This is a genomic window from Acinetobacter sp. TTH0-4, from assembly GCF_015602665.1.
Taxonomy (GTDB): Bacteria; Pseudomonadota; Gammaproteobacteria; order Pseudomonadales; family Moraxellaceae; genus Acinetobacter; species Acinetobacter albensis.
This window is the reverse complement of sequence record NZ_CP059079.1, coordinates 293,105-316,767: the sequence shown is the minus strand read 5'-3', so window position 1 is coordinate 316,767 and position 23,663 is coordinate 293,105. Positions and strand designations below refer to the sequence as shown.

Here is a 23,663-nt window from a genome sequence, read left to right as displayed (position 1 = left end):
TCTTCTCCCAATCTTCCAGTGTTAACTTTTTGTTTCAGTTAAGCGGACGATATATTCTGCGACTTGCGTATTCAGCGGTACACCCAACTGATTTAGGCATTCATACAAAGTCTCTACCTTAACTTGGCCTGTAGAACTATTTGCACGGTTCTTCAATAGCAAATCATCCATTACACGCCCGCTCAAACACGTATTCATTTCTGTTAAGGTTACAGACGGCGCCATAGCAGGAGCAAACGATGTCGCAACCACACGAATACGTTTGGTATCTACATCGGCCTTTAAATCTGTATTTTTATTGGTCAATTCAAATTTACGCATTTCCACTGCAGGATCATCTGGATTAACAACAGAAACCTGCGTCACAATCGCCTTACGGCTGATAGAAAACATTGTTGCTGGATTACAAACCGCATCAATATCTCCAGAAAGCGCAGCACTTACACCTGTAGCAGCAGTCGCTGAAGCTCGCTCAATAATCCGAAAATCGCCAAGATTAAAAAACATATTATTTTTAGCCGCACTGCTTTCTATTTCTGTTGGTTTAAAACAAAACTGCAGCTCCTTACCTTGGTTGCCATCTAATAAAACTTGCCCAATTGGTGTACCCGCTAAATTTGCGCTCTCATTGGCATTAAAGTTTTTTTCTAAATGATCCAATGCAACGTCAGAAGTCTGCATTAATAAAGTTTGCACCTGAGCATTCGTCGCCAGCTTTAAGCTAAAAATACTATTGCGGATAGCGTACAAGCCAACAACTGTGATTAATATCAGTAAAATCAATACTGTAATTAGGGTTACACCCTGTTGGTGTTTTGAATGACTTATCATTAGATATCCCCCAATCCACCATTACGGATCGCAATTGTTGTGGTGTAAACTTGACGCATATAACCGTCTTTAGCGGCAGTAATCGTCTGATCTAAAACTTTGAATTCTGTTTTTTCAGCCATTGCAACTTTTTCTGAGGAACGTACAAGCCAGCCTAAATTCACCCCAATTACCGCTGGGCGCGGCAATGTAGTAATTGCTTTATAGTCATTCACACCTAAAGTACGTGTAGTACCATCAGTATTGCGAACAACCAATTGCACTCGCACATACTCAATATTTTTTGCAATAATTTCGCCAGCATTCGCAGCATAGTTTGTTGTCAGTGTATTTACCGCATTAATAGTTTGAGACTCGTAATTCTGTGGAACAGTTTCGCCATCTGCAATAAACATACTTGATGAGCACTTCAGATTTGCTTCACTTTTAGCAGTATCTTTACTAATGTAATAGCGCTCTATGACATACCAGCCTTTGGCATAATTTGTACTGGTTTTTACTGGCCCTTTTAAATTTTTACCGTCACATGTAAAGGTATTCATCGGCGCTTGATACATAATAACCAGTTGATCACTTTTTGGATAAGTACTAAATGCACTGTCATTATTCACACTTGCTGATACTAAGTTATTACCCGTCAGCAAGGCAGTTCCAATTTTCAAACCTTTTAAATTGCCATCTGCAGGAGGAGTCGTGCTGCTTGTTTGATTGCTTAACACAATACCACCATACAATGATGCATCATTAATGATGCTGGCATTGCCATGGTTTGCTAAACGGATATTCTTAGTGACGTAATTAATCCCAAATAAACCGCTATCCTGCAAAGATGCGGCGGAGGATTGAATCCGATAGTTTTGCTGTCCACTGACAAGCATTTGAATTGCCACAGCAACCAATATCAGGCCCAATGTGATTGCAATCATTAATTCTATTAGCGTAAAACCAGCCTGTTTAAATGTTTTCATTAATATGCCTCCAGCACCAAGCAACTAGAATCATCTGCATATTTTCCATCTGTTTTTAAACATGCATTTTGAACTGCGGGAGCATCTGGAGTAGCTTTAGCATCAGTAATTGGCTGAGTTTCCCCCCAAGCCGCGATTAAACATAATCGCTCCTGACTTGCCGAAGTATTTAAACAATTCATTACTCCAAGTTTCATCCCTTTTGATACCGCAACATCACTGTATTGTTTTAAGTCATAAAGCGCCTGATTCGCCGTATTACAGCCGCTATCACAGTTAGGCAAAGAATTAGGTACAGCTGCCTTGTAAACACCTGTCGGATTTAGCCTTACTTTTTCTGCAAGTCCATTCAATAAAATAAGCGCATCAGCCCTTTTAATTGATTCTTCTGTCGCTGCTGTTGCTCTGACTTGCAGCGCCGCATAACCCAGAATTGCGATAGCAAGGATTAACATCGCAACCAGAACTTCCATCAACCCAACGCCTTTTTGGCCGAAAACACCAATCATGAGCAAACTCCCCCTTGTGTAATTTCAACTGTTCCAGGGATACCAACCGTTAAAATATATGATCCAGCAGAAGAGCAAAAAGTTATTGTTTGTGCAGCCGTTAAATTTCCTTGAGCAGAAAACAGAAAACTGTCGCTCGACGTACTTTTAACATTTATTTTTTTTTCAACACTTACCACAAAGACACTATCTTTTTTTAGCGAAGCCGACATAGTCGTTGCATAGTTTGTCAAATTTGCACCGCATCCATCTTGAGTAACAACAGATGCAGACTTGCTCAGCGATGTGCACACTACAGTAGATGTACGATTCAGCAATGCCCTGCTGCGGGCCTCTTTTAAAGTATCCCGCATATTAAAAGCCGTGGTTTTAAGATTCTCTTTAATCAATAAATTCCCAAAAGAAGGTGCAGCCATCGTCGCAATAATCGCCATCACAGCAATGGTCACCATTAACTCTATTAAGGTAAAACCATGATTTATTTTTATTTGCTGCATACACCCTCCTAGGCGGGATAATAAAAAATTACCCTATTTAAAATCATAACTTATTTTTTTACAAAACCAATACAACATAGATAAATGGCATAAAAAAACAGACAACTGAAAAGCAGTTGTCTGTTTAAAGTATGCGACTTGAATTTAAACTTCTGTAATTTGTATTCTTAACTCTTTTGGCAAACTAAAAGTAATATTTTCTTCGCATCCTTCTAGTTCTTCTGGTGCATGAGCGCCCCAATCCTGTAAACGCTGAATCACCTGTTTAATTAAAATTTCAGGTGCAGATGCCCCTGCAGTTACCCCAATTTTCGTGTTTTCAGTAAACCAGTTTTGATCAAGCTGCTCTGCGTTATCAACCAAATACGCTTGTTTACCCATACGCTCAGCAAGCTCACGCAAACGATTTGAGTTAGACGAGTTCGGAGAACCGACCACTAACACGACATCACATTGAATCGCCAAATCTCGAACTGCATCTTGGCGGTTTTGGGTCGCATAGCAAATGTCATCTTTACGCGGCCCCTGAATGTGTGGAAATTTGGCTCGCAAGGCATCAATGACTTTGGCAGTATCATCAATGGATAAGGTTGTTTGAGTCACAAATGCGACTTTTTCAGGATTTATCACTTGAAGCTGTGCAACATCCTCTTCATCTTCAACCAAGTAAATAGAGCCACCCTTTTTCAGGTCATATTGCCCCATCGTGCCTTCAACTTCTGGATGGCCTTCATGTCCAATGAGAATCGCCTCGATTCCTTCACGTGCATATTTGGTCACTTCAATATGAACTTTCGTCACTAAAGGACAGGTCGCATCAAATACTTTTAATCCACGACGCTCCGCCTCAATTTGTACCGCTTTAGACACCCCATGCGCGCTAAAAATAACAATATTATCGTCTGGTACTTCATCTAGCTCATCCACAAAAATTGCGCCACGCTGACGTAAATCATCTACGACAAATTTGTTATGTACCACCTCATGGCGGACATAAATAGGTGGATGAAAACACTCAAGTGCTCGATTAACGATCGCAATTGCTCGGTCGACACCTGCACAAAAACCACGTGGATTGGCCAATACAATTTCCATAGGACCCTCAATGCTCACTTGAATTTAAATTGAATATTTTGAAATAAATGCAAACAAACTACGATCAGCTCTTTAGTTTGATGATGCTCTACTCTAAAATAGAGAAGATATTTTATCATATCAGGAAAAATATCATGTCGGGTCTCTTGTTTGTCGTTTCTGCTGCATCGGGAACAGGCAAAACATCTCTCGTTAAAGCCCTACTTGAGCGTGTGAATAATTTACATGTTTCTGTTTCTCATACAACTCGTGGTCAACGTCCTGGTGAACTCGACGGTGTGCATTATCACTTTTCACAAAAAGAAGATTTTCTCACGCTCGTTAAACAAGACGGATTTATTGAATATGCCGAAGTCTTCGGTAACTATTACGGCACAGCGCAAGCCACCGTTAAACAACAACTGGCCAAAGGTCATGATGTATTACTTGAAATAGACTGGCAAGGTGCCGAACAAGTACGCAAACTTTTTCCTGAATCGAAACAAATTTTTATTTTGCCACCGAGCCAATATGATTTACGTCAACGCTTGTCCAATCGGGGGACAGATTCAGTTGAAGTGATTGAACACCGTTTAGGTTGTGCAGTTGAAGATATGCAGCATTATCTTAATTTTGAATATCTGATTATTAATGATGACTTTAATAAAGCCTTACATGATTTAGAATGTGTCATTATTGCCAATCGCTTAGTGTTATCGCAACAGGCTGCGCGTCATGGTGAACTCATTCAAAAATTAATAACACTTGATGAAGAGTGATTAAAACTTGAGTCTTCGGACAAAGCCTTTTATACTGCCCAGTCTGTTCAGATTTACTATTCAAACGAGAATTCTTATGGCACGCGTAACCGTTGAAGATTGTTTAGACCATGTAGACAACCGCTTTGAGCTTGTACTAGTGGCAAGCAAGCGCGCGCGTCAATTGGCACGTCAAGGTATCGAACCGACTGTAGAGTGGGATAACGATAAACCAACCGTAGTCGCTTTACGTGAAATTGCAATGGGTCATGTGTCTAAAGACATCTTGAAACAACGCGATCAAGACTATCAAACATCTAGTCTTGATCTTGCTCTTTCTGCAAATAATTTAAATTTAGATGGCTTTTCTTTTCAATAAGAAAAAAAATCTTCAAAAAGCCTAGTTTTTAACTAGGCTTTTTTATTGGATAACTTTTATATTTGTTCAATAACCGTTATAACATAAGATGAAAGATCGCATAGAAGAGGATAACCTTCGATCTCTATACCCTCTTTTGCCTCATGAATAAAAAATATACACATCGTGTCATATTTTTTATGCAAGGCTAAACGGTTTAAATTGTCGTTAATTCAGTAGTAAAAGGTGTTATATGCCAGGCCCACAGGTCAGCCAAGCCAGACAGCAGCTCAAAATTATTATCGATGCTTATCTCAGTGTAAGCGAAGTCGAGCGTGTACTTATGGCTTGCGATTATGCAGATATTGCGCATGATGGCGTAACACGTAAAAGTGGTGAACCTTATATTCTGCACCCTATTGCAGTAAGCAGTATACTTTCCCATATGCGTTTGGATGCCGAAACATTGATGGCAGCACTTTTACACGATGTGATTGAAGACACCGAATTCAATAAAGACGATATAAGCAAAAATTTTGGACACACTGTTGCAGAACTGGTAGATGGTGTGACGAAACTCAGCCATTCAAGTGATAAAGAATATAACAAGGCCGCTTCATTCCGAAAAATTTTACAAGCAACCCTACAAGACCCACGTGTCATCATCATTAAACTCGCAGATCGCTATCATAATATGACGACTTTGGGGTCGTTACGCCCAGATAAACGCAGACGTATTGCGCAAGAAACTTTTGATATATTTGTACCGATGGCACGAATTGTCGGCATGAATGAAATGGCCGACAATCTAGAGCACCTGTGTTATCAAAATCTTGATCTCGATATGTATAACAATATCCAAGAAGCCTTATTGCAAACCAAACCGAAACGCTGTGATTATCAAAGTTTGTGGGAAAAAAATCTAACCGACCTATTACAACAACATCAAATATCGGGTCGAATTAAAAAGAAAAACAACAATATTGAGTTACTGCGTCATTTTGTTAAAAATGACATTAACTTACAAGAACTTACTCATAGCCATGCCTTTGAAATTATCTTGCACAGCATTGCTGACTGTGATCGACTAGCTGAAATTCTACGTGAAAATTTTCAAATTTTACATTATGAAGATCATATTCGCCGCCCCCTACCGGGTGGTAATCAATCTTTAATGATGCGCTTAAAAGGCGAAAAAACGACTTTATCTTTAACTCTACAAACCGAGTTAATGCGTAAAGCTGCGCGCTTCGGAGTGGTTTTGGGTGAAAATGCGCCACAAGCCTGTCGCTCTGCCATTCAGGCCTCAATGCAAAATTTAAATGTACTCATTGATGGGGCATGTGCAAAAACCACATTCAGTGATTTACTCGATTATTTACATCAAGAAAAAATCTGGGTCTATACGCCTCACGGTCATTTACACGAGCTACCTCAAGGCGCTACAGCAGTCGATTTTGCCTATTCTGCCAGTCTCTTTTTAGGTAATCATGCGGTGGGTGCAAAGATAAATGGAGAAACCAAACCACTTTCCACACCATTAGTAAGTGGACAAGTAGTTGAAATTATTACTGATGTTTTAGCAACGCCTAATCCAGATTGGCTTAGTTTTGTGAATACTCAAAAGGCACGCCGAGCCTTGCAAAATATTTTGCGTGAACAAGATATTGAAGAACAACAATTGGTGGGACAACAAGCCTTAAATCGTGCCCTTAAACTGTTTAATCGCTCCAGTAAAGATTTAACTGAAGCAGATTGGATTGATATCCTGCAATGGCGACATGTCGAAACCAAAGAACAATTATTTGAACAAATTGCTGTCGGTGATTTACTGCCCCAGTTGGTCGCGAATCATTTATTTGCACATGACCAAAATATCGAAATTCAATTCTCTACCCGTTTAATTCAAGGCACTGAAGGGGTGGATGTTAAATATGCACATTGTTGTAACCCTGTATTGGGTGATCCAATCCAAGGTCATTTATCACGTCGCGGTTTGATTGTACATCGTGCACGTTGTCATAATCTTTTGCATGAACAGCATTTGCATCCAGAAAATATTATGCCGTTACAATGGAGTTCTGAAGATATTGAAGATATTAGCTTCAATGCATATTTAAGTATTGACCTGTCAATGAACGACGAGCAAATTTCCGACCTGATTTACCAATGCCGTAAAGAAAAAACTGGGGTAGAAATGGTGCACAATCATGACGGAAAAACCTACGTAAATATTGTGGTTCATAACCGCAAACAAATTGCTCAAATTATTCGTGATTTACGTATGCATTTTGGTTTTCCGCGTATTGCCCGCCTGGGTCAACCCATCAATATTTCTGAGACGTCTAAAGCCAGTTAAATTTGGCATCATCACTTTTATTTGCGCTATCATGCCTCATGCCCATTTAAGGAGAAATCAATGTCCCGCCAAGTCATTCATACGGAAAATGCACCTGCAGCAATTGGTACGTATTCTCAAGCGATTTTAGTCGAGAATACACTGTATCTTTCAGGTCAAATCGGTTTAGATCCGTACAGTATGGAATTGGTTGAAGGAATTGAAGCTCAAATTCGTCGTGTATTTGATAATTTAAAAGCAGTTTGCGAAGCAGCAGGCGGTTCTTTGGCAGATATCGCCAAGTTAAATATTTTTCTGACTGACCTCTCTCATTTCCAACTGGTTAATCAAATTATGGGGGAATACTTTGCACAACCTTATCCTGCACGTGCAGCTTTAGGCGTTGCAAGTTTACCTAAAGATGCTTTGGTTGAAATGGATGGTATTGTCATTATCAACTCTCAATAAGTAATGGCACTCACTTTTCAAAAAGTATGAAGACAACTTATTTAAGCTGATTTTGTTGAGTCAAAGTCAGCTTTTTTATAGAATAAAAATTCTGCAACATTGTCATCAATATTGATACACATCTTCTTCAATAAAAATGATCATTTTCCCTCCTCAATACCTTTATTTTTGATTTTAAATAAATTTATAAAAATTAATTACTTATAAAATAAAATTACATATACCCAATAAATTGCTGTTTTTTTATTCAAAAACCCAATCATGATTCATCCTTTTTTAAATGAATTTCATTGACAAACGATAATAATTATCAATAATATTACTTATCCTATTTCACTCTTGTGGCGAGACGAAATGTACGTTTGTTTATGTCGTGGTATTACAGATCAAGATATTAAAGATGCTGTAGAAAATGGTGCTGAAAGCTATCGCGAAGTTCGCGACTTACTTGACTTAGGGACTTGTTGTGGTCGCTGTGTACCTGAAGCACGCGCAATCATCAGTGATGAACTCTCAGAGATTGCTGCCCGTATCTCAATTGCTGCATAACGTTTAATTTTCGCCACTCTTTCGACTGTATTTTTCATTATTTTAATTTTATTTAGATACTCCTTAGTTTTTATATATTTGTTGTTCAAGTTTTGATGATCGAAAGATCACTCCTCCCCCGCTTATGACTCTAAGCGGGTTTTTTATTTTTACCCATCCTCACTCAACCTTTAATTGTTCTTGATTGCGATTTTCATTTGCCGTTCCATAAATTACTCGCCATTCTGCGGGGAGTTGTTTAATATCATTGAAAGAATGATGTTTTTGAGCGCCTGAATATTTATATAGGCTGAAAGAAAAGATGAAATGGAGTATTGGGTATGAAAGGCAACCGTGATGTAATTAATCAGTTAAATCAGGTGCTTTATCACCATTTAACCGCCATTAATCAGTATTTCCTGCATTCGCGTATGTTTAATGATTGGGGAATTGAGCAATTGGGTTCAGCAGAATATAAAGAATCTATTCATCAAATGAAGCATGCGGATAAAATTATTGAACGTATTCTATTTTTAGAAGGTTTACCGAATCTTCAACATTTAGGTAAGTTGTATATTGGGCAACATACCATTGAAGTACTGCATTGTGATGTACGTAAAGTCAAAGAAAATATTGAAACCTTACAACAGGCGGTCAGTATTGCAGAACAAGAATTGGATTATGTTACCCGTGATTTGATGCAAGAGATTTTGGAAAAAGAGGAAGAATATTGGGACTGGACGACAACTCAACTCGATCTGGTTGAAAAAGTGGGTCTGGAAAATTATATTCAAAGCCAAATTTAATATCGTTTAATAAAGAGTGAAAAGCCAGTCTATTCGACTGGCTTTTTGTTATTCCCTGTTCTTTTTAATCTTTTTCATTTTCAGTATTTGATTGTGCTAAAGAGGCATAATCATAATCAACTTTACGTATTTTTTTAAGTAACTCCAGTTGATGACGTGCTTCAGCTTCATATCCATTAAAAGCCAGTATTTTGGCGTATTTAACCACATCATATTGTGTCGGATAATTTAACACCATTTCTTGAATCTCTTGCAATTGCTGATGATTAGCCTTGCTGTAAGGATTCATACGAATCCATGCAATTCGTCGGTTAAACTCTTCCAACAGATAAACTTGATCTTGGTTGGTTATTTTTTCGGGTGTATTTTCATAACGCATCGACTGATTCAATTTAGGTACCATGACTGTATAATCACGCACAATCAAAATACAGAGTAGAACAGCTCCTGCATAGCCAACACGCATAAAATTCGGTGATAAAGTCAGCGCCTTGGTGTTTATATTTTGTGATTGAACCAAGCCCAATATAAAACCGACAGGTAGTAAGAAATAGGCATAGTATTGTGGAAATTCCAACATGGCGTGCACAAGTACCGCACCGATCATTAAAATACCAATGACAGATTCAACTGAATTGATCTGTTTATGCAGTTGATAGCCCCAATAGCCAAAATACGCAAGAAATGGAAGCGCTATGATTAAGCCATTCCAAAGCACAAAATCGATAATAAAATTATGGGCGCTGCGAATCCAAACCGGCCCTTGAAAATGTTCACTCACCAAAGCATAAGCAACACTGGTTTGATTCCAGCCATAGCCAAACCAAGGTCGGTCAGCAATCGCATGTAACATTTGCTCCCAAATGGCTAAACGTGACATATCCCCTGTCGCACGTGCAATCACATCTTTGGTTTGGGCAATATTTGCATCAGTGAGTTGTGCAATCAACTGTGTAGCCAAAGGAAGTAATAAAATAAATACAATAAATACTCCCACCCAAGCCAAGCTATAAAACCACTTTAAGCGAATAAAACCTTTGTGTTGCTGATATGCGCCATAAAGCAGAATACATAAGCAAGCTACCCATGAAGTACGTGACTGACTTAAAGCAATCGCAAAAATAATCACGATGGCACAAAGGCTAAGTGTCCATGTTTTAAGTTTTTGAGTTTCATATAAGTAAAGACAAGCCATGAGTGACATGACTAAAAAAGTCGCCATATTATTCGGTTGGGCAAAGTTGGCATAGGGACGAACTGCATGTTGCATATTCACCATACCTGGAATATAGGCGTCTAGGGTTAACCACTGACAGATTGCAATAAATGCTGTAGTCGCTCCCGTTAATAGTAATACTTGACTGAAACCAGTAAAGACCTGTTTACGCTCTATGGGTTGTATCGAAAGATTGTAGCCAATCACCATGCTGAACCAGAAGCCTAAAACGAATAAGCTACTGAGCAAAGCTTTATCGAAGAAGAATAAGGTCCCAAAAAAATATTGTACAAGTGGCACACCTGCCAAAAATAATAAAGGCAAGCTCATCATCGGCAGCTTTATTTTGTCTCTTAAATACAATGCAGCCAAGGCAAAGAGCGATAAAAAAGCAAACAATTCGCCTGTATAGGTGACCCAAGGACGGTAATGAATGGGTAAAAGCCAAGCCAATCCGATAAAAACACTGGCGAGAAGCAATAGAAAAAATTTCATATTTAAAGCGACAAAATAGACTGGCGCTATGATAGTGAAAATTACGTTTTAGCGCAGTATTTTTAGTTTACTACCACGGTCTTAAATCGACGATTTTAGCCACTTCACCTTGCTTATTGATCAATACCGTCATATCTACAGCACTGGCTTTCATAGGTAAAAATGCTGTGGCTTGTGGGTATTTTGCTAAGATATTTTTTACCACAGCTTTATCATTGTATTGCTGTAATAATTCGAGTGATTGTGCACGTTTTTGTAATTGTGCTTTGGCCTCTGCAAAATTGACATAGCGTTCTGGACGTTGAGCCAATGAGATTCCGCCTAAGACTTCAGCAAACATATCGTCATTGTGTTGCTGGGTATTATTAGCAAATTGCATAGCTACAAACTGGGGTCTAAACCAAGATACCTGTTGAAATTGGGGTTTAGCCTGATTTATATTTTGATCCACAATTTCATTTTTTCGTACTAGCTCAAAGCGATCTACATTAAACACAATCCACGCAGGACGACCCTGCTCAATACTATATATCCCATACAGCAATGCAGAAATTTGAATCGCAATAATGACGATTAAATCAAATTTCAGACTTTTCTTGCCTTTTTTATAAACAAATAGCCCCAAAAGTGGCCCGACAATCACATCAATGGCCAGCATCATTAGGAATATCTGCGTAACACCAACAGCTTTTGCCAATGGTGTGGGATACCATATAAAAAATACCAGTCCCATCACAAATAAAGCAATGAGAATAGAAATAGATAAATGGCTAAGGAAGAATTTTAAGCGATTTGACACAAATTTATTCCTTTAAGTCTATTTTATTATTTTCCCATGCAAAGGAAAGTGACTGATCAATATTATAAAGTCTAGCTTCATTCAATTTTAGACCATGTAAATTTTCAATAATCAATAACTGGTCTTTGGCTAATGCCAAATTATTATTAAGTGCCAGTGCTTGAGCATATCGTAATAATGCAGGTATTGTTGGATATCGATAACTAATATGATGCAACCATAATATTTGTTCATCTGACATATTTTTTTTAGGTTGCGTTCGCATGAAGCGAATTTTTTCTCTAAGTTGTGTTAAAAGTACAATATTGGGCGCTGCATGTTTTGCATGTAATTCGCCTATATTCAATGCCTCAAATCGTGCTAATTGCATATCCTTTTCAATGGTGCGATATTCTATAAAAATCCAAACATATAAAATAATCGAAATGACGAGTGCGCTACCAGTATAAAGCCTTGAAAATTTTAATACTTTAGTATTTTGATCTTTCGCTTGAATTAAACCGATAATAAATCCGAGAGGTAATAGAAAAAATGCATAATCTAGAGGATATTCAAACATTGCATGGACTAAAACTGCCCCAACTATTGAAAGTGCAATTACAACTTCTATATTATTAGCTAACTGATATAATTGATAAAACCAGTAAATCAAAAATACAATAATAGCTATCCCAATCGGAATACCATTCCAAACAAATAAGTCTAAAATAAAATTATGCGAATGTTCCGTCCATCCTGTTACTGGAAATTCCAACGTTGTCGCTACTTGGGCCACACTCACCTGATTCCACCCATAACCAAACCAAGGTTGGTTTTGAATCGCAATCAGCATTTGTTGCCACATTTCTAAACGCTCTAAACCTGTACTAGCTCGAGTGAAAACATTACTGGTATTATTGACACCTATAAACTCTGAAAGAGTCGGTAAAGTTAAAATAGATAATATATAAAAACTAACAAACAAAAATAAATACTTTTTGCTTGTTCTAGGTTGAAATGTCGAAGTTTTCCATAACCACCAAACGACAAAACAGAGTGCAAAGATCCAAGAAGTTCGTGATTGTGTTAAAGCGATACCAAAAATAATCAATAAAGCCATTAAACTTGAACTAATAACATTTAATTTTTGTTTTTCAAATAAATATAATAATGAAATTAATCCCATGATGAGAAATGTTGCTAATGTATTGGGTTGAGCAAAATTAGCAAATGGTCTAGCGTTCAGTGGAAAATCGGCAAACCAAACTTGTCCATTCGACTGAAGCAACCATTGTATAAGTGCTATAAATACACTAACTAAACTGGAAAATAAAATACTGCTGAATAAAACCAAATATATTTTGGGATTATTTTTTCCGTGTTGTGACAGATTATAACCACCTATTACGGCACAAAAAAAACTGAATACATAGATTGCCGCAATGAAAGCATCCCCTGCAAAAAAAATCAGGCCAAATATATATTGTACAATCGGAATAAATGAGATGAAGAGTAATGGTAAAATTTTGACAGGTATTTTAATTTCTTTTAAAGAATAAACCACTACACCTATCATAACAACCAAAGCCATAAAAGCACAAAAGTCACTATGTGATGTTACCCAAGGTTCATAATGATTGGGCAACAACCATGCTAAATTTAAAAAACTCAATGCAACAACAATAAAATATTTCATCATTTTTAACTTTTAAATAAAAAAATGAGGTGCTAAACACCCCATTTTTTGAAATAGCTAAACTTTAATTAACCGCGGCAAGAACCTGGTAAATATTTGGTTGGCATAGTTCCTGGACCACATTTCCAAGCTCCCACTGAAGTACCGATATCAGCTGCAGCCATTGCAGTAGTACCGTCTGCTTTCATCGGCGACATTACAATCGTTTTTCCACCAGCATCTTTTAAAGATGAATCCGTAGTAGTCGTAACCGTAATTACACCTGCTGCATCTGTTGATACTTGCTGAACATATTTGCTCGCTTTAGAAGCTGCAGTTGTGCCTCCTACCTCACATCCCCACCCATTTTCTAGTGGTAAAGACCCAGATGCAGATTGGTAAACTTCTGTAACCGTTGTTCTACATGCAGAACCTGCTAATACGGCTTCAGATATTTTAGCCCGTACTGTATAGTCTTGATATGCAGGTAACGCAACTGCCGCTAAAATACCGATAATCGCAACAACGATCATTAACTCGATAAGAGTAAAACCCTTTTGCATTGTATTCATCACATTCTCCACAAATGTTTATTGTTTATTTATAAGCTTTATCAACTTAATTTAGCTTCTTTTCTATGTAGCACTTAATGTGCCAATTTTGATTATAATAAAATGAATAAAAAAAACAGTACTTTAAAAAAATAAAATTATTATTTCGTCGTATTTATATTTTTTTAAGTAACTAATTGACACTTTTTGTCAGTTTTACACCTATTTACTAACCCAAAATAATTGGTTCATTGCTCAATTCGTTACTTTGGTCAGGTATTGAATGTTCATAAAACTGGTTTAGTATCTCGCCTATCTGAAAAACACCTGTAATCACAGCTTCACGATATTGTTGACGAGCCAATGTAGCAAGCATTGTTGCACATATTTCATCCCATACCCCTTGCTCAGTGGCTTTTTCAATGCCACGATCAATCACAATTTCAACTGTGCGTTCACATAAATTTAAATACAGCAGTACCCCACTGTTATATTCAGTGTCCCATACGCCCAGTTCAGCAAACAGTTGCCGTGCACGCATACGTGTATTTTGCTGATACGCTTGATGAGAAGGAAGACAACCTTCAATCACCACCTGTATTTCTCCAATATGCCCATGTTCTGCCTCGCTTACGGCTTGCGCAATGGCATGCTGATCAGATTTTGAAAAATAACGCTTGGTTGCAGGCATATATAAAAAGTGCTTAAACCAACGCTTAAAGCTGGGCTGATTCAGCTGTTCTATTTTCGGTTGTGTCAGTATTTCTGTTGTATCTGTTGTTGTTACCATGAGCCTGATGCGCCTCCCCCGCCAAAACCACCGCCACCACCACTAAATCCACCGCCCCCAAAACCACCACCGCCTCGCCCCCACGACCACCGCCACCCGCCAAAAACAGTTGGAAAATAGTTTGTGCTATGGCCGTAATCAGTAATACAAAAATTCCGCCACCAATCAATAAACTGGTGATTAAACCTGCACCATTGACCAGTCCTGCAACGGTTCCTGCAACTGCAGCCGTTGAAGCACTTAAGCGTTTTCCCACCACAAAAGAACCGACAATACCTGCAATTAAAATAAATAAGGCCGTGCTCAAGGTTTTTTGTTTGGCTTGTTGTTCATGCAAGGCTTGTTGTTGACGTTCTTTGAGTTCCTGTGCCGCTTTTTGCGCCAGCTCAGGGTCCATATTTAAAATACGTTCTATTTCCACCAGACCCGCATCAATACCTTGTGCATATTGAGCCTGCTTAAAATAAGGCGTGATTTGATTGCGAATAATCCGACTGGCGACAATATCTGGAATCACGCCTTCCAAACCATACCCTGTCAAAATTTGAATACGACGGTCATTGACCGCGATTGCCATGAGCAGACCGTTGTCCTGTTTGGCCGAACCCAGTTGCCATTTTTCCGCAATTCTCATGGCAAAATCAAAAATATCTTCCTGACCTGTGGTCGGTACAATCACCACGCCTATTTGCGCTTTGCCTTCCTTATGCAAAGCCAGAATACGTTGACTAATGTCTTGCTTCTGACTGGCATTTAATAGGTTGGCCTGATCGACTACAGGTTCATTTAAAGTCGGCAATCCGCGAATAGATTCGCCCTCTGCCATATCATTGGCCACCGTTGGTACCTGAATCTTGATTTCAGGAGCAGTAGGTGTTGTGTTTGAGTTTTGCGCTGTTTGTTGCTGATCTTTGATTATTTTTCCAACCACCACTGCTTCAGTGGTCTCATCGGTCGCAGTCGCAGTTTCTGCCCATGTCAATACACTGAATAACATGCCAAAGCACAAAATCAACATGGATAGAATTTTTAGGCTGAAAAAAGAGTTTTTATCAAAATCCGACATCGGCAATCCTTATTCAATCACGCAGACTTACTCAAAAGAGACTTTTGGTGCATTTTGCGCGCTTTGGTCTGCACTGAAGTTCGGCTTCGTGTCCATACCAATCACTTTAGCAGTCATCGCTTGTGGAAACTGGCGTGCATAACCATTGAAGTCTTGTACTGTCGTAATATAACGATTACGCGCCACCGCAATTCTGTTTTCAGTGCCTTCAAGTTGTACTTGTAAGTCACGAAATTGCTCATTGGCTTTTAAATCAGGGTAGTTTTCAGACACAGCAATCAGTCGGGATAAAGCAGTGGTCATCTGTGCCTGAGCTTGTTGATATTTTTCAAACAATGCTGGATCTTCTAGTACTTCTCGATCAACTTTTAAACCCGCCACATTGGCACGTGCTTGAGTGACTTCAGTCAGTACTTGTTCTTCATGTTTGGCATACCCTTTGACCACATTGACTAAATTCGGCACCAAATCGGCACGACGTTGATATTGATTTTGTACTTCTGACCATGACGCGGTCACAGCTTCATCTTTGACTTGTAAAGTGTTATAGCCACAACCCGATAATGTTAAGGTACTGACAAGCGCAATCGCGACTAAACTTTTCTTTATTGGATTCATTAATTTATATCCTCTATATTTGTTTGTATTTATTTAAATATTTTTATTGTAGCGGTATTTCAAGTCAGTTCTGTTTAATTTCAGTATTCTTCATAATCTATAAAAAAAGGTGAATATCTCTATTCACCTTTTTTTATTTTATGCATTAATTGAGTAACATGGGTTTTAATTCCTGTTGAAAACTTTCCAACTGATACTCATTAGCCAAACGTGTTTTCCAGACCTCTACAATGGTGCTGTAATCATGACTTGAAGGATGAAAATCTTTTTTAAAATAAGATAAATATTCTGGAGCAAGTTGGACAAACATTTTCATAAGGAAATAAAGCCCAAAAATATTCCCTCCCACTTTCGCTAAACTTTTTTTCCTGTCTTGCAAAAACAAGCGTGTTGCAGAATAAAAGGTCAAACTGGCAAAGCCTGTGGTGACACTACGCATGATCATACGACGAACTCGATCATCACCATAAATATGCTGATAGACATCGAATGCCACTGCACGATGTTCAATTTCTTCAATCGCATGCCAAATCCATAACTTGGCTGCTTCATCATCTAAAGTGCTCAGAATTTCTGGATGTTTCAACAGATATCCCCCCAATAAAGCGGTGAAATGTTCAAATGCACAGGTAATCGCCAATTGAATTTTAGGATGCAATTTTTTGACATGATGATTTTTGCGCTCCAACCATGCTTGAAAACGATCTAAATTATATTGTTCAGTTCGCCACGCTGCATTAAATTCTGTATGAGCTTTGGAATGCATCGCTTCCTGACCAATAAATGCAGCGATCTGCGCCTGTAAAGTTTCATCCTTCACTTGGTCACGTACATTTCGCACACTATGTACAAAAAATTGCTCGCCAATTGGAAAGGTTGATGAGAGTGCGGTGAGTAAGTGAGACATGATAGGCGAGTTGGCAAAATAATGTCGACGGATGGCTTGAGGCTTAAAGTGTAAGCGTCGCACTGTAATCCCGATGGCTTTGGGACGCTGTAAATATGATTTTTCGGCATTAAATTCAGCTTTTTTCACGCGGGCAGCCCCATCTAAAAATGAATAATTCACCTCATACTGACAGATAATATGCAGTTGTATATTGCAAAAATACTCGCAAACTTGACCAAAATGCTCAAATAAATCGAAATGTGCGCTTTATGAAATGCGAGATCAATTTAAATCCAATACACAATCATTAAATATCTATAAAAAAATTTAATTTTCATCATTTAGAACAATAGAAAACTCATAAAAAAGCCTACAAGAATGTAGGCTTTTATATACGGATTTTAAAACTGAATATTGAGCTTAGTAGATATCCTGACTAGATATCTAAGTAATCGAGTATACCTTCAGCAGCTTCTCGACCTTCCCAAATAGCAGTCACGACAAGGTCTGAACCACGGACCATATCGCCGCCAGCAAAAATTTTCGGATTAGAAGTTTGAAAACGGTATTGTTGCTTTTCAGCAGCAACCACACGACCTGAACCATCTAAACCAATATTTGCACCTGCAAACCAGTCTGCTGGGCTCGCACGGAAACCAAAAGCCAAGAGCACAGCATCTGCCGGCAAAATTTCTTCTGAGCCTGGAACAGGTTCTGGACTACGACGACCACGACTGTCTGCTTCACCCAATTGAGTTGTCACGACTTTAACACCTGTGACTTTACCGTTTTCCCCAACAATTTCAATCGGCTGACGGTTAAACATGAATTCTACGCCTTCTTCACGCGCATTTTTCACTTCACGGCGTGAGCCTGGCATATTCTCTTCATCACGGCGATAAGCACATACTACAGATTCAGCACCTTGACGAATCGAAGTTCGGTTACAGTCCATTGCAGTATCACCACCACCGAGAACAATCACTTTCTTGCTTTCAACACTAATATATTCAGCAGCGTCTTTTTCCCAACCTTGTGTACGGTTGACATTCGCAATCAAGAAATCTAGCGCATCATAGACACCTTCAAATTCTTCGCCTGCAAAACCGCCTTTCATATAAGTATAGGTTCCCATACCCATAAATACAGCATCATAATCTGCAAGTAATTGCTCAATCGTGATGTCAGTGCCAATTTCCGTATTTAGACGGAATTCCACACCCATGCCTGTGAAAATTTCACGGCGACGCTTCATGACATCTTTTTCCATTTTAAATTCTGGAATACCAAAAGTCAGCAAGCCACCAATTTCAGGACGTTTATCAAACACAATAGGTTTGACTCCATTACGTACCAAGATGTCAGCACAGCCCAAGCCTGCAGGACCTGCACCAATAATCGCAACCTTCTTGTTTGTCCATTTTACATTGGACATATCTGGACGCCAGCCCAAAGCAAACGCTGTATCGTTAATATATTTTTCAGCATTACCAATCGTTACAGCACCAAAACCATCATTGAGGGTACAGGCACCTTCACACAAACGATCTTGCGGACAAACACGACCACAGACTTCTGGCAAAGTGTTGGTTTGATGACACAGTTCAGCTGCTTGAAAAATACGACCTTCAGCAATGAGTTTAAGCCAATTTGGAATGTAGTTATGTACTGGACATTTCCATTCGCAATATGGGTTACCACAACCGAGACAACGATGCGTTTGATTGGCCGCAATTTCCGCTGTAAAGGGTTTATAAATTTCCACAAACTCTGCTTTGCGGACAGTGAGATCTTTTTTCTCTGGATCTTGGCGTGCAACATCCAGAAATTGAAAGTCATTGTTTAGGCGCTCTGCCATGTCTCTCTCCGTGGGTAGGTGTAGTTGGTTTATTTATCCGCTACACCTGCCTATCAATCTGTTCGTCGTGGAATTATTGTGGATCGGCTTTAGTCGTTTTCAAAAGCGTTTGCAAATTAGCAGCTTTTGGTTTTACAAGCCAGAATTTACGGCTGTAAAAATCAAACTCATTACGGATCTTATACGCCCACGCACTACCAGTCTCTTGAATGTGTTCATCTAAAATACGGCTTAAGAATTCTTGATGTTCTTCCATCGCTTCTGTCGAGATACGATTTAATTCAATCAACTCATGGTTGTAGTGGTCAACGAAGTCATTATCGAGGTCAAGTACATAGGCAAATCCACCCGTCATACCTGCACCAAAGTTATGGCCAACTTTACCCAGTACAGTCACAATACCACCGGTCATGTATTCACAACAATGGTCGCCCGCACCTTCAATCACTGCAAATGCACCTGAGTTACGTACTGCAAAACGCTCACCTGCGGTACCCGCAGCAAATACTTTACCGCCAGTAGCTCCGTATAAACAGGTATTTCCAATAATCGCGGTATTTTGAGTTTGGAATGGTGAACCTTTTGGTGGGAAAATAGAGATACGACCACCCGCCATACCTTTACCCACGTAATCGTTGGCATCACCTTCGAGTTTAATATGTAAGCCGCCTGCGTTCCATACACCTAATGACTGTCCAGCTGTGCCTTTTAAGTTCATGACAACAGGATGGTTTTCCATACCTAAATTGCCATAACGACGTGCAATTTCACCAGAAATACGAGCACCAATTGAACGGTCACAGTTGACCACATTGTAGTTAAACTCAGCACTTTGTCCTGCTTCAATCGTCGGAAGCATTTCAACCACCATTTTCTCAGCCAGTAAGCCTTTATCAAAAGGCGCATTGCCTTGAACTTGGCAGTACTGTGCCTTACCTTCCGCAGAAGGATGTGAGGTTAACAAAGCACTTAAATCTAAGTGGGCATGTTTGTCAGTATCACCAGGTAATACTTCAAGTAAATCAGTACGGCCAATCAAATCCTTAAGACTTGAAACACCTAATGCGGCTAACCATTCACGTGTTTCTTCTGCAATAAAGTGGAAGAAATTAATCAGCATTTCTGGCTCGCCAATATAATGCTCTTGACGTAAATGATCTTGTTGCGTCGCTACACCCGTCGCACAGTTGTTGAGGTGACAAATACGCAAGTACTTACAACCCAATGCAATCATTGGTGTTGAACCAAAACCAAAACTTTCGGCTCCTAGAATGGCGGCTTTTACCACATCTAGACCCGTTTTCAAACCACCATCAGTTTGGACACGGACTTTGCCGCGTAAGTCATTCACACGGAGTGCTTGATGCGCTTCTGCCAAGCCTAATTCCCACGGTGAACCGGCATGGTGGATAGAAGACAATGGTGATGCTGCTGTACCACCGTCATAACCCGAAATGGTGATGAAATCGGCATAGGCTTTCGCAACACCTGCTGCAATCGTGCCTACACCCGGTTCAGACACTAATTTCACTGAAACCATCGCTTGAGGATTGACTTGTTTTAAGTCAAAGATCAATTGCGATAAATCTTCAATTGAATAAATATCATGATGCGGTGGTGGTGAAATCAGCGTTACCCCTGGTACAGAGTAACGTAAACGTGCAATTAAGCCATTTACCTTACCACCCGGTAATTGACCGCCTTCCCCTGGTTTGGCACCTTGCGCCACTTTAATCTGCAATACTTCAGCAGAGGTTAAATAGGCAGGTGTAACACCGAAACGGCCTGAAGCAATCTGTTTAATTTTAGAATTACGAATCGTGCCATAACGTGCAGGATCTTCACCACCCTCACCCGAATTTGAACGACCGCCAATCGTATTCATCGCAATCGCAATGGCTTCATGCGCTTCTGGCGATAATGCACCAAGCGACATACCTGCCGAGTCAAAACGTGGCAAAATCTCTTTAATTGATTCAACTTGCTCTAAAGCGATCGAATTGTCTGTTTTGAGCTTAAATAAATCACGAATGGTAGCAATTGGACGATTGTTAACCAATTCCGCATATTCTTTAAAATCTGCATAATTGCCTGAACGTACTGATTTATGCAAAGCATTAATTACATCAGGATTAAATGCATGGTATTCCTTATCAAAAACGAATTTTAATAAACCGCCTTGATCAATTGGCTTACGCGACTTCCACGCATTCTCCGCCAATTTTTTCAAATCATTTTCAAGGTCAATAAATGTTGCACCCTGAATACGACTTGGAACACCTGTAAAGCATTGATCCACTACTTCATTGGATAAACCAACTGCTTCAAACAACTGACCACCACGATAAGAGGCAACGGTTGAAATACCCATTTTAGACAGAACTTTCAGCAAGCCTTTCTCAATGCCTTTACGGAAATTGGCTTGAGCTTGGATTGGGTCACCCAATAACTCACCTTTCGCCACCAAATCATTGATCACGTCATACGCTAAATATGGATAAATCGCAGTTGCGCCAAATCCTAGAATAACGGCAAATTGGTGTGGATCGCGTGCCAATCCTGTTTCTACAATGATATTGGCATCAGTACGTAAACCCACTTGAATCAAGTGATGGTGTACTGCACCTGTCGCCATTACAGCATTGGCAGGTAAATAATCTTCACGAATTTTTTTATCTGAAAGTACCAACAACGTTTTGCCATCACGAATTGCTTGTGCAGCCTCGATACAAATACGCGTAATCGCAGCTTGTAAACCTTCAGCTTCCGCATAGTTCAAATCGATATCGGCAATTTCATAGCCTTTACGACCCAATGTACGGATTTGATGCATTTTTGAATTAGAAAGCACTGGACTCGATACGATCAAGCGATCTGCATGTTCAGGGCCTTGTTCAAATACATTTTGCTCACGGCCAAAACAGGTTTCTAATGACATCACAATCGATTCACGCAGTGGATCGATAGGTGGATTGGTCACTTGTGCAAACTGTTGACGGAAGAAATCCGAAACATGACGCACTTGTCGTGACAAAACAGCCATTGGCGTATCATCACCCATAGATCCCACCGCTTCCTGACCACTTTCAGCGATTGGACGTAATAACTGGTCACGTTCTTCAAACGTCACCATAAACATTTTTTGTGCAGCTTTTAGCGCATCGCTTTTTAAGCCTTGATCACATAAATATTCTTCAAGCTCTGGGCTACCTTGTAAGCGCACTGAATTTTCGCGTAACCATTCACGGTATGGACGCATATTTTTTAAATGTTTGCTGACATCTTGCGTATCTAGCATTTTACCTGTGAAGGTATCAATCACTAAAATTTGACCTGGACCAACACGGCCTTTGGAAATCACATCTTCAGGCTGATAACCCCACACCCCAATTTCTGATGCCAGTGTAATATAACCATTTTTGGTAATGACCCAACGTGCAGGACGTAAACCATTACGATCCAGCATACAAATCGCATGACGACCATCTTGAATCACCAGACCTGCTGGACCATCCCATGCTTCCATGTGTTTAGAATTAAATTCATAGAAAGCACGTAAATCTGCATCAAGTGTTTCGACATTTTGCCATGCAGGTGGTACCAACATACGCAGTGCACGGAATAAATCCATCCCCCCACCGACCAGAATCTCTAGCATATTATCGAGGCTTGAAGAGTCAGAACCAGTACGGTTTACAATCGGATGAAGTTCAGTTAAACCCGGAAGCAATGGATTTTCAAATTTAGGCACACGTGCCAAAGCCCAGTTACGGTTCGCAGTAATCGTGTTAATTTCACCATTATGCGCAAGATAACGGAACGGCTGTGCCAAAGGCCAACGCGGTAAGGTATTGGTAGAGAAGCGCTGATGGAAGACCACAATATGTGATTCCAAACGCGGATCAGCAAGGTCGGTATAGAAATCTGCAATTGCTGCAGGCATCATCAAACCTTTATAGGTAATCACTGTTGAACATAATGTCGTGACATAGAATGAAGAATCATTCACCAATAACTGTTCAGCACGACGACGCGCCAAAAACAACTTACGGTTAAATTCAACTTCTGTTACGCCCATGGGACAATTAACAATAATTTGCTCAAAAGCCGGCATCGACTGAAGTGCAATTTCACCCAAAGCCGCGACATTGGTGGGAATAACACGCCAAGCCAATACTTTTAGGCCTTCAGATTCAACTTCTTTGGTCAATACTTGTTTTGAATGTGCTGCAAGCGCAGGGTCAAGATTTAAAAATATAGTCCCGACTGCAAAAACTTCACTTAAAGTGATATCACTCAGTTTTTTCGCTTCTTCGCGGAAAAACGCTTTTGGCATGGCCAACAATAAACCACACCCATCTCCGGTCTTGCCATCTGCAGCAATACCACCACGGTGGGTCATACAACTTAAACTATGAATCGCGGTCTTGACCAAATCATGACTTGCATCACCCTGCATATGGGCGATTAAACCGAAACCACAGTTATCTTTAAACTCATCTGGTTGATACAACCCTTGAGTGGGAGCTACAGTATTAGGCGATGGCATGTGCATAGCGTACCCTTCTTTCAACATGGCCCTTAAAATGGGC

The 23,663-nt window shown here is 39.6% G+C and carries 20 protein-coding genes and 1 pseudogene; 6 read left to right on the top strand and 15 right to left on the bottom strand.

What is annotated here, in order from left to right:
• Positions 1–21 precede the first annotated feature (21 nt).
• The 5 genes from H0S58_RS01455 to ispH all read right to left on the bottom strand — a co-directional run bounded on the left by H0S58_RS01455 (position 22) and on the right by ispH (position 3,900).
• The gene (locus H0S58_RS01455; RefSeq protein ID WP_195726946.1) at positions 22–831 is read right to left on the bottom strand and encodes a hypothetical protein; all 810 of its coding nucleotides are present in this window, start codon (positions 829–831) and stop codon (positions 22–24) included.
• Positions 831–1,799 (bottom strand): PilW family protein, encoded by a 969-nt coding sequence (locus tag H0S58_RS01450; RefSeq protein ID WP_195726945.1) that lies wholly within the window; start codon positions 1,797–1,799, stop codon positions 831–833. The genes H0S58_RS01455 and H0S58_RS01450 overlap by 1 nt, the downstream gene beginning before the upstream one ends.
• A complete protein-coding gene (pilV, locus tag H0S58_RS01445) occupies positions 1,799–2,308 on the bottom strand; it encodes a type IV pilus modification protein PilV (RefSeq protein WP_195726944.1) in 510 nt (169 codons plus the stop codon). Before pilV ends, H0S58_RS01450 begins: the two co-directional genes overlap by 1 nt.
• On the bottom strand, positions 2,305–2,805 hold the full coding sequence (locus H0S58_RS01440) for a GspH/FimT family pseudopilin (protein ID WP_195726943.1): 501 nt from the start codon (positions 2,803–2,805) through the stop codon (positions 2,305–2,307). The genes pilV and H0S58_RS01440 overlap by 4 nt, the downstream gene beginning before the upstream one ends.
• Positions 2,806–2,949: 144 nt before the next feature.
• The gene (gene ispH / locus H0S58_RS01435; RefSeq protein ID WP_195726942.1) at positions 2,950–3,900 is read right to left on the bottom strand and encodes a 4-hydroxy-3-methylbut-2-enyl diphosphate reductase; all 951 of its coding nucleotides are present in this window, start codon (positions 3,898–3,900) and stop codon (positions 2,950–2,952) included.
• A 134-nt stretch (positions 3,901–4,034) separates the two neighbouring features.
• On the opposite strand from ispH, the gene gmk reads away from it, so the two are divergent.
• The 6 genes from gmk (at position 4,035) to bfr (ending at position 9,135) form a co-directional block, all read left to right on the top strand.
• On the top strand, positions 4,035–4,658 hold the full coding sequence (gene gmk / locus H0S58_RS01430) for a guanylate kinase (RefSeq protein ID WP_092718719.1): 624 nt from the start codon (positions 4,035–4,037) through the stop codon (positions 4,656–4,658).
• A 76-nt stretch (positions 4,659–4,734) separates the two neighbouring features.
• Positions 4,735–5,016 (top strand): DNA-directed RNA polymerase subunit omega, encoded by a 282-nt coding sequence (gene rpoZ / locus H0S58_RS01425; RefSeq protein WP_053579438.1) that lies wholly within the window; start codon positions 4,735–4,737, stop codon positions 5,014–5,016.
• Between the two features lie 232 nt (positions 5,017–5,248).
• A complete protein-coding gene (locus tag H0S58_RS01420) occupies positions 5,249–7,354 on the top strand; it encodes a RelA/SpoT family protein (protein WP_195726941.1) in 2,106 nt (701 codons plus the stop codon).
• Positions 7,355–7,414: 60 nt separating this feature from the next.
• Complete coding sequence (locus H0S58_RS01415) at positions 7,415–7,801, top strand: RidA family protein (RefSeq protein ID WP_092718725.1); 387 nt, start codon at positions 7,415–7,417, stop codon at positions 7,799–7,801.
• Positions 7,802–8,155: 354 nt separating this feature from the next.
• Positions 8,156–8,350 (top strand): bacterioferritin-associated ferredoxin, encoded by a 195-nt coding sequence (locus tag H0S58_RS01410; RefSeq protein ID WP_053579435.1) that lies wholly within the window; start codon positions 8,156–8,158, stop codon positions 8,348–8,350.
• Between the two features lie 320 nt (positions 8,351–8,670).
• On the top strand, positions 8,671–9,135 hold the full coding sequence (bfr, locus tag H0S58_RS01405) for a heteropolymeric bacterioferritin subunit Bfr (RefSeq protein ID WP_053579434.1): 465 nt from the start codon (positions 8,671–8,673) through the stop codon (positions 9,133–9,135).
• Positions 9,136–9,199: 64 nt separating this feature from the next.
• On the opposite strand, the gene H0S58_RS01400 is transcribed toward bfr, so the two are convergent.
• From H0S58_RS01400 to gltB, 10 genes and pseudogenes are all read right to left on the bottom strand, one after another.
• The gene (locus H0S58_RS01400; protein WP_195726940.1) at positions 9,200–10,846 is read right to left on the bottom strand and encodes a PglL family O-oligosaccharyltransferase; all 1,647 of its coding nucleotides are present in this window, start codon (positions 10,844–10,846) and stop codon (positions 9,200–9,202) included.
• A gap of 70 nt (positions 10,847–10,916) precedes the next feature.
• Positions 10,917–11,645 (bottom strand): TfpX/TfpZ family type IV pilin accessory protein, encoded by a 729-nt coding sequence (tfpZ, locus tag H0S58_RS01395; RefSeq protein WP_195726939.1) that lies wholly within the window; start codon positions 11,643–11,645, stop codon positions 10,917–10,919.
• Between the two features lie 4 nt (positions 11,646–11,649).
• Positions 11,650–13,323: a PglL family O-oligosaccharyltransferase gene (locus tag H0S58_RS01390; RefSeq protein WP_227592249.1), complete on the bottom strand. Its 1,674-nt coding sequence runs from the start codon at positions 13,321–13,323 to the stop codon at positions 11,650–11,652.
• Positions 13,324–13,388: 65 nt separating this feature from the next.
• Positions 13,389–13,871: a pilin gene (locus tag H0S58_RS01385; RefSeq protein WP_195726938.1), complete on the bottom strand. Its 483-nt coding sequence runs from the start codon at positions 13,869–13,871 to the stop codon at positions 13,389–13,391.
• Between the two features lie 208 nt (positions 13,872–14,079).
• The gene (locus H0S58_RS01380) at positions 14,080–14,640 is read right to left on the bottom strand and encodes a TPM domain-containing protein (RefSeq protein ID WP_195726937.1); all 561 of its coding nucleotides are present in this window, start codon (positions 14,638–14,640) and stop codon (positions 14,080–14,082) included.
• Positions 14,634–15,658, bottom strand: a pseudogene (locus tag H0S58_RS01375) (TPM domain-containing protein). Before H0S58_RS01375 ends, H0S58_RS01380 begins: the two are co-directional and overlap by 7 nt.
• Before the next feature lie 75 nt (positions 15,659–15,733).
• Positions 15,734–16,324: a LemA family protein gene (locus H0S58_RS01370; RefSeq protein ID WP_195726936.1), complete on the bottom strand. Its 591-nt coding sequence runs from the start codon at positions 16,322–16,324 to the stop codon at positions 15,734–15,736.
• A gap of 145 nt (positions 16,325–16,469) precedes the next feature.
• Positions 16,470–17,360 carry a metal-dependent hydrolase gene (locus H0S58_RS01365; protein ID WP_195726935.1) on the bottom strand — a complete coding sequence of 297 codons (891 nt, stop codon included), beginning with the start codon at positions 17,358–17,360 and terminating at the stop codon, positions 16,470–16,472.
• 289 nt (positions 17,361–17,649) lie between these two features.
• Complete coding sequence (locus H0S58_RS01360; protein ID WP_195726934.1) at positions 17,650–19,071, bottom strand: FAD-dependent oxidoreductase; 1,422 nt, start codon at positions 19,069–19,071, stop codon at positions 17,650–17,652.
• Between the two features lie 73 nt (positions 19,072–19,144).
• A complete protein-coding gene (gene gltB / locus H0S58_RS01355) occupies positions 19,145–23,620 on the bottom strand; it encodes a glutamate synthase large subunit (protein ID WP_195727541.1) in 4,476 nt (1,491 codons plus the stop codon).
• Positions 23,621–23,663 lie beyond the last annotated feature (43 nt).

What these genes read in the sequence shown, in the direction of transcription:
- bfr (WP_053579434.1), top strand. Translation starts at nt 8,671, where the DNA reads ATGAAAGGCAACCGTGATGTAATTAATCAGTTAAATCAGGTGCTTTAT.
- H0S58_RS01410 (WP_053579435.1), top strand. Translation starts at nt 8,156, where the DNA reads ATGTACGTTTGTTTATGTCGTGGTATTACAGATCAAGATATTAAAGAT.
- H0S58_RS01450 (WP_195726945.1), bottom strand. Translation starts at nt 1,799, where the DNA reads ATGAAAACATTTAAACAGGCTGGTTTTACGCTAATAGAATTAATGATT.
- H0S58_RS01360 (WP_195726934.1), bottom strand. Translation starts at nt 19,071, where the DNA reads ATGGCAGAGCGCCTAAACAATGACTTTCAATTTCTGGATGTTGCACGC.
- H0S58_RS01380 (WP_195726937.1), bottom strand. Translation starts at nt 14,640, where the DNA reads ATGGTAACAACAACAGATACAACAGAAATACTGACACAACCGAAAATA.
- H0S58_RS01455 (WP_195726946.1), bottom strand. Translation starts at nt 831, where the DNA reads ATGATAAGTCATTCAAAACACCAACAGGGTGTAACCCTAATTACAGTA.
- H0S58_RS01420 (WP_195726941.1), top strand. Translation starts at nt 5,249, where the DNA reads ATGCCAGGCCCACAGGTCAGCCAAGCCAGACAGCAGCTCAAAATTATT.
- gmk (WP_092718719.1), top strand. Translation starts at nt 4,035, where the DNA reads ATGTCGGGTCTCTTGTTTGTCGTTTCTGCTGCATCGGGAACAGGCAAA.
- H0S58_RS01440 (WP_195726943.1), bottom strand. Translation starts at nt 2,805, where the DNA reads ATGCAGCAAATAAAAATAAATCATGGTTTTACCTTAATAGAGTTAATG.
- H0S58_RS01400 (WP_195726940.1), bottom strand. Translation starts at nt 10,846, where the DNA reads ATGAAATTTTTTCTATTGCTTCTCGCCAGTGTTTTTATCGGATTGGCT.
- rpoZ (WP_053579438.1), top strand. Translation starts at nt 4,735, where the DNA reads ATGGCACGCGTAACCGTTGAAGATTGTTTAGACCATGTAGACAACCGC.
- ispH (WP_195726942.1), bottom strand. Translation starts at nt 3,900, where the DNA reads ATGGAAATTGTATTGGCCAATCCACGTGGTTTTTGTGCAGGTGTCGAC.
- H0S58_RS01370 (WP_195726936.1), bottom strand. Translation starts at nt 16,324, where the DNA reads ATGAATCCAATAAAGAAAAGTTTAGTCGCGATTGCGCTTGTCAGTACC.
- gltB (WP_195727541.1), bottom strand. Translation starts at nt 23,620, where the DNA reads ATGCCATCGCCTAATACTGTAGCTCCCACTCAAGGGTTGTATCAACCA.
- H0S58_RS01385 (WP_195726938.1), bottom strand. Translation starts at nt 13,871, where the DNA reads ATGAATACAATGCAAAAGGGTTTTACTCTTATCGAGTTAATGATCGTT.
- H0S58_RS01415 (WP_092718725.1), top strand. Translation starts at nt 7,415, where the DNA reads ATGTCCCGCCAAGTCATTCATACGGAAAATGCACCTGCAGCAATTGGT.
- H0S58_RS01390 (WP_227592249.1), bottom strand. Translation starts at nt 13,323, where the DNA reads ATGATGAAATATTTTATTGTTGTTGCATTGAGTTTTTTAAATTTAGCA.
- pilV (WP_195726944.1), bottom strand. Translation starts at nt 2,308, where the DNA reads ATGATTGGTGTTTTCGGCCAAAAAGGCGTTGGGTTGATGGAAGTTCTG.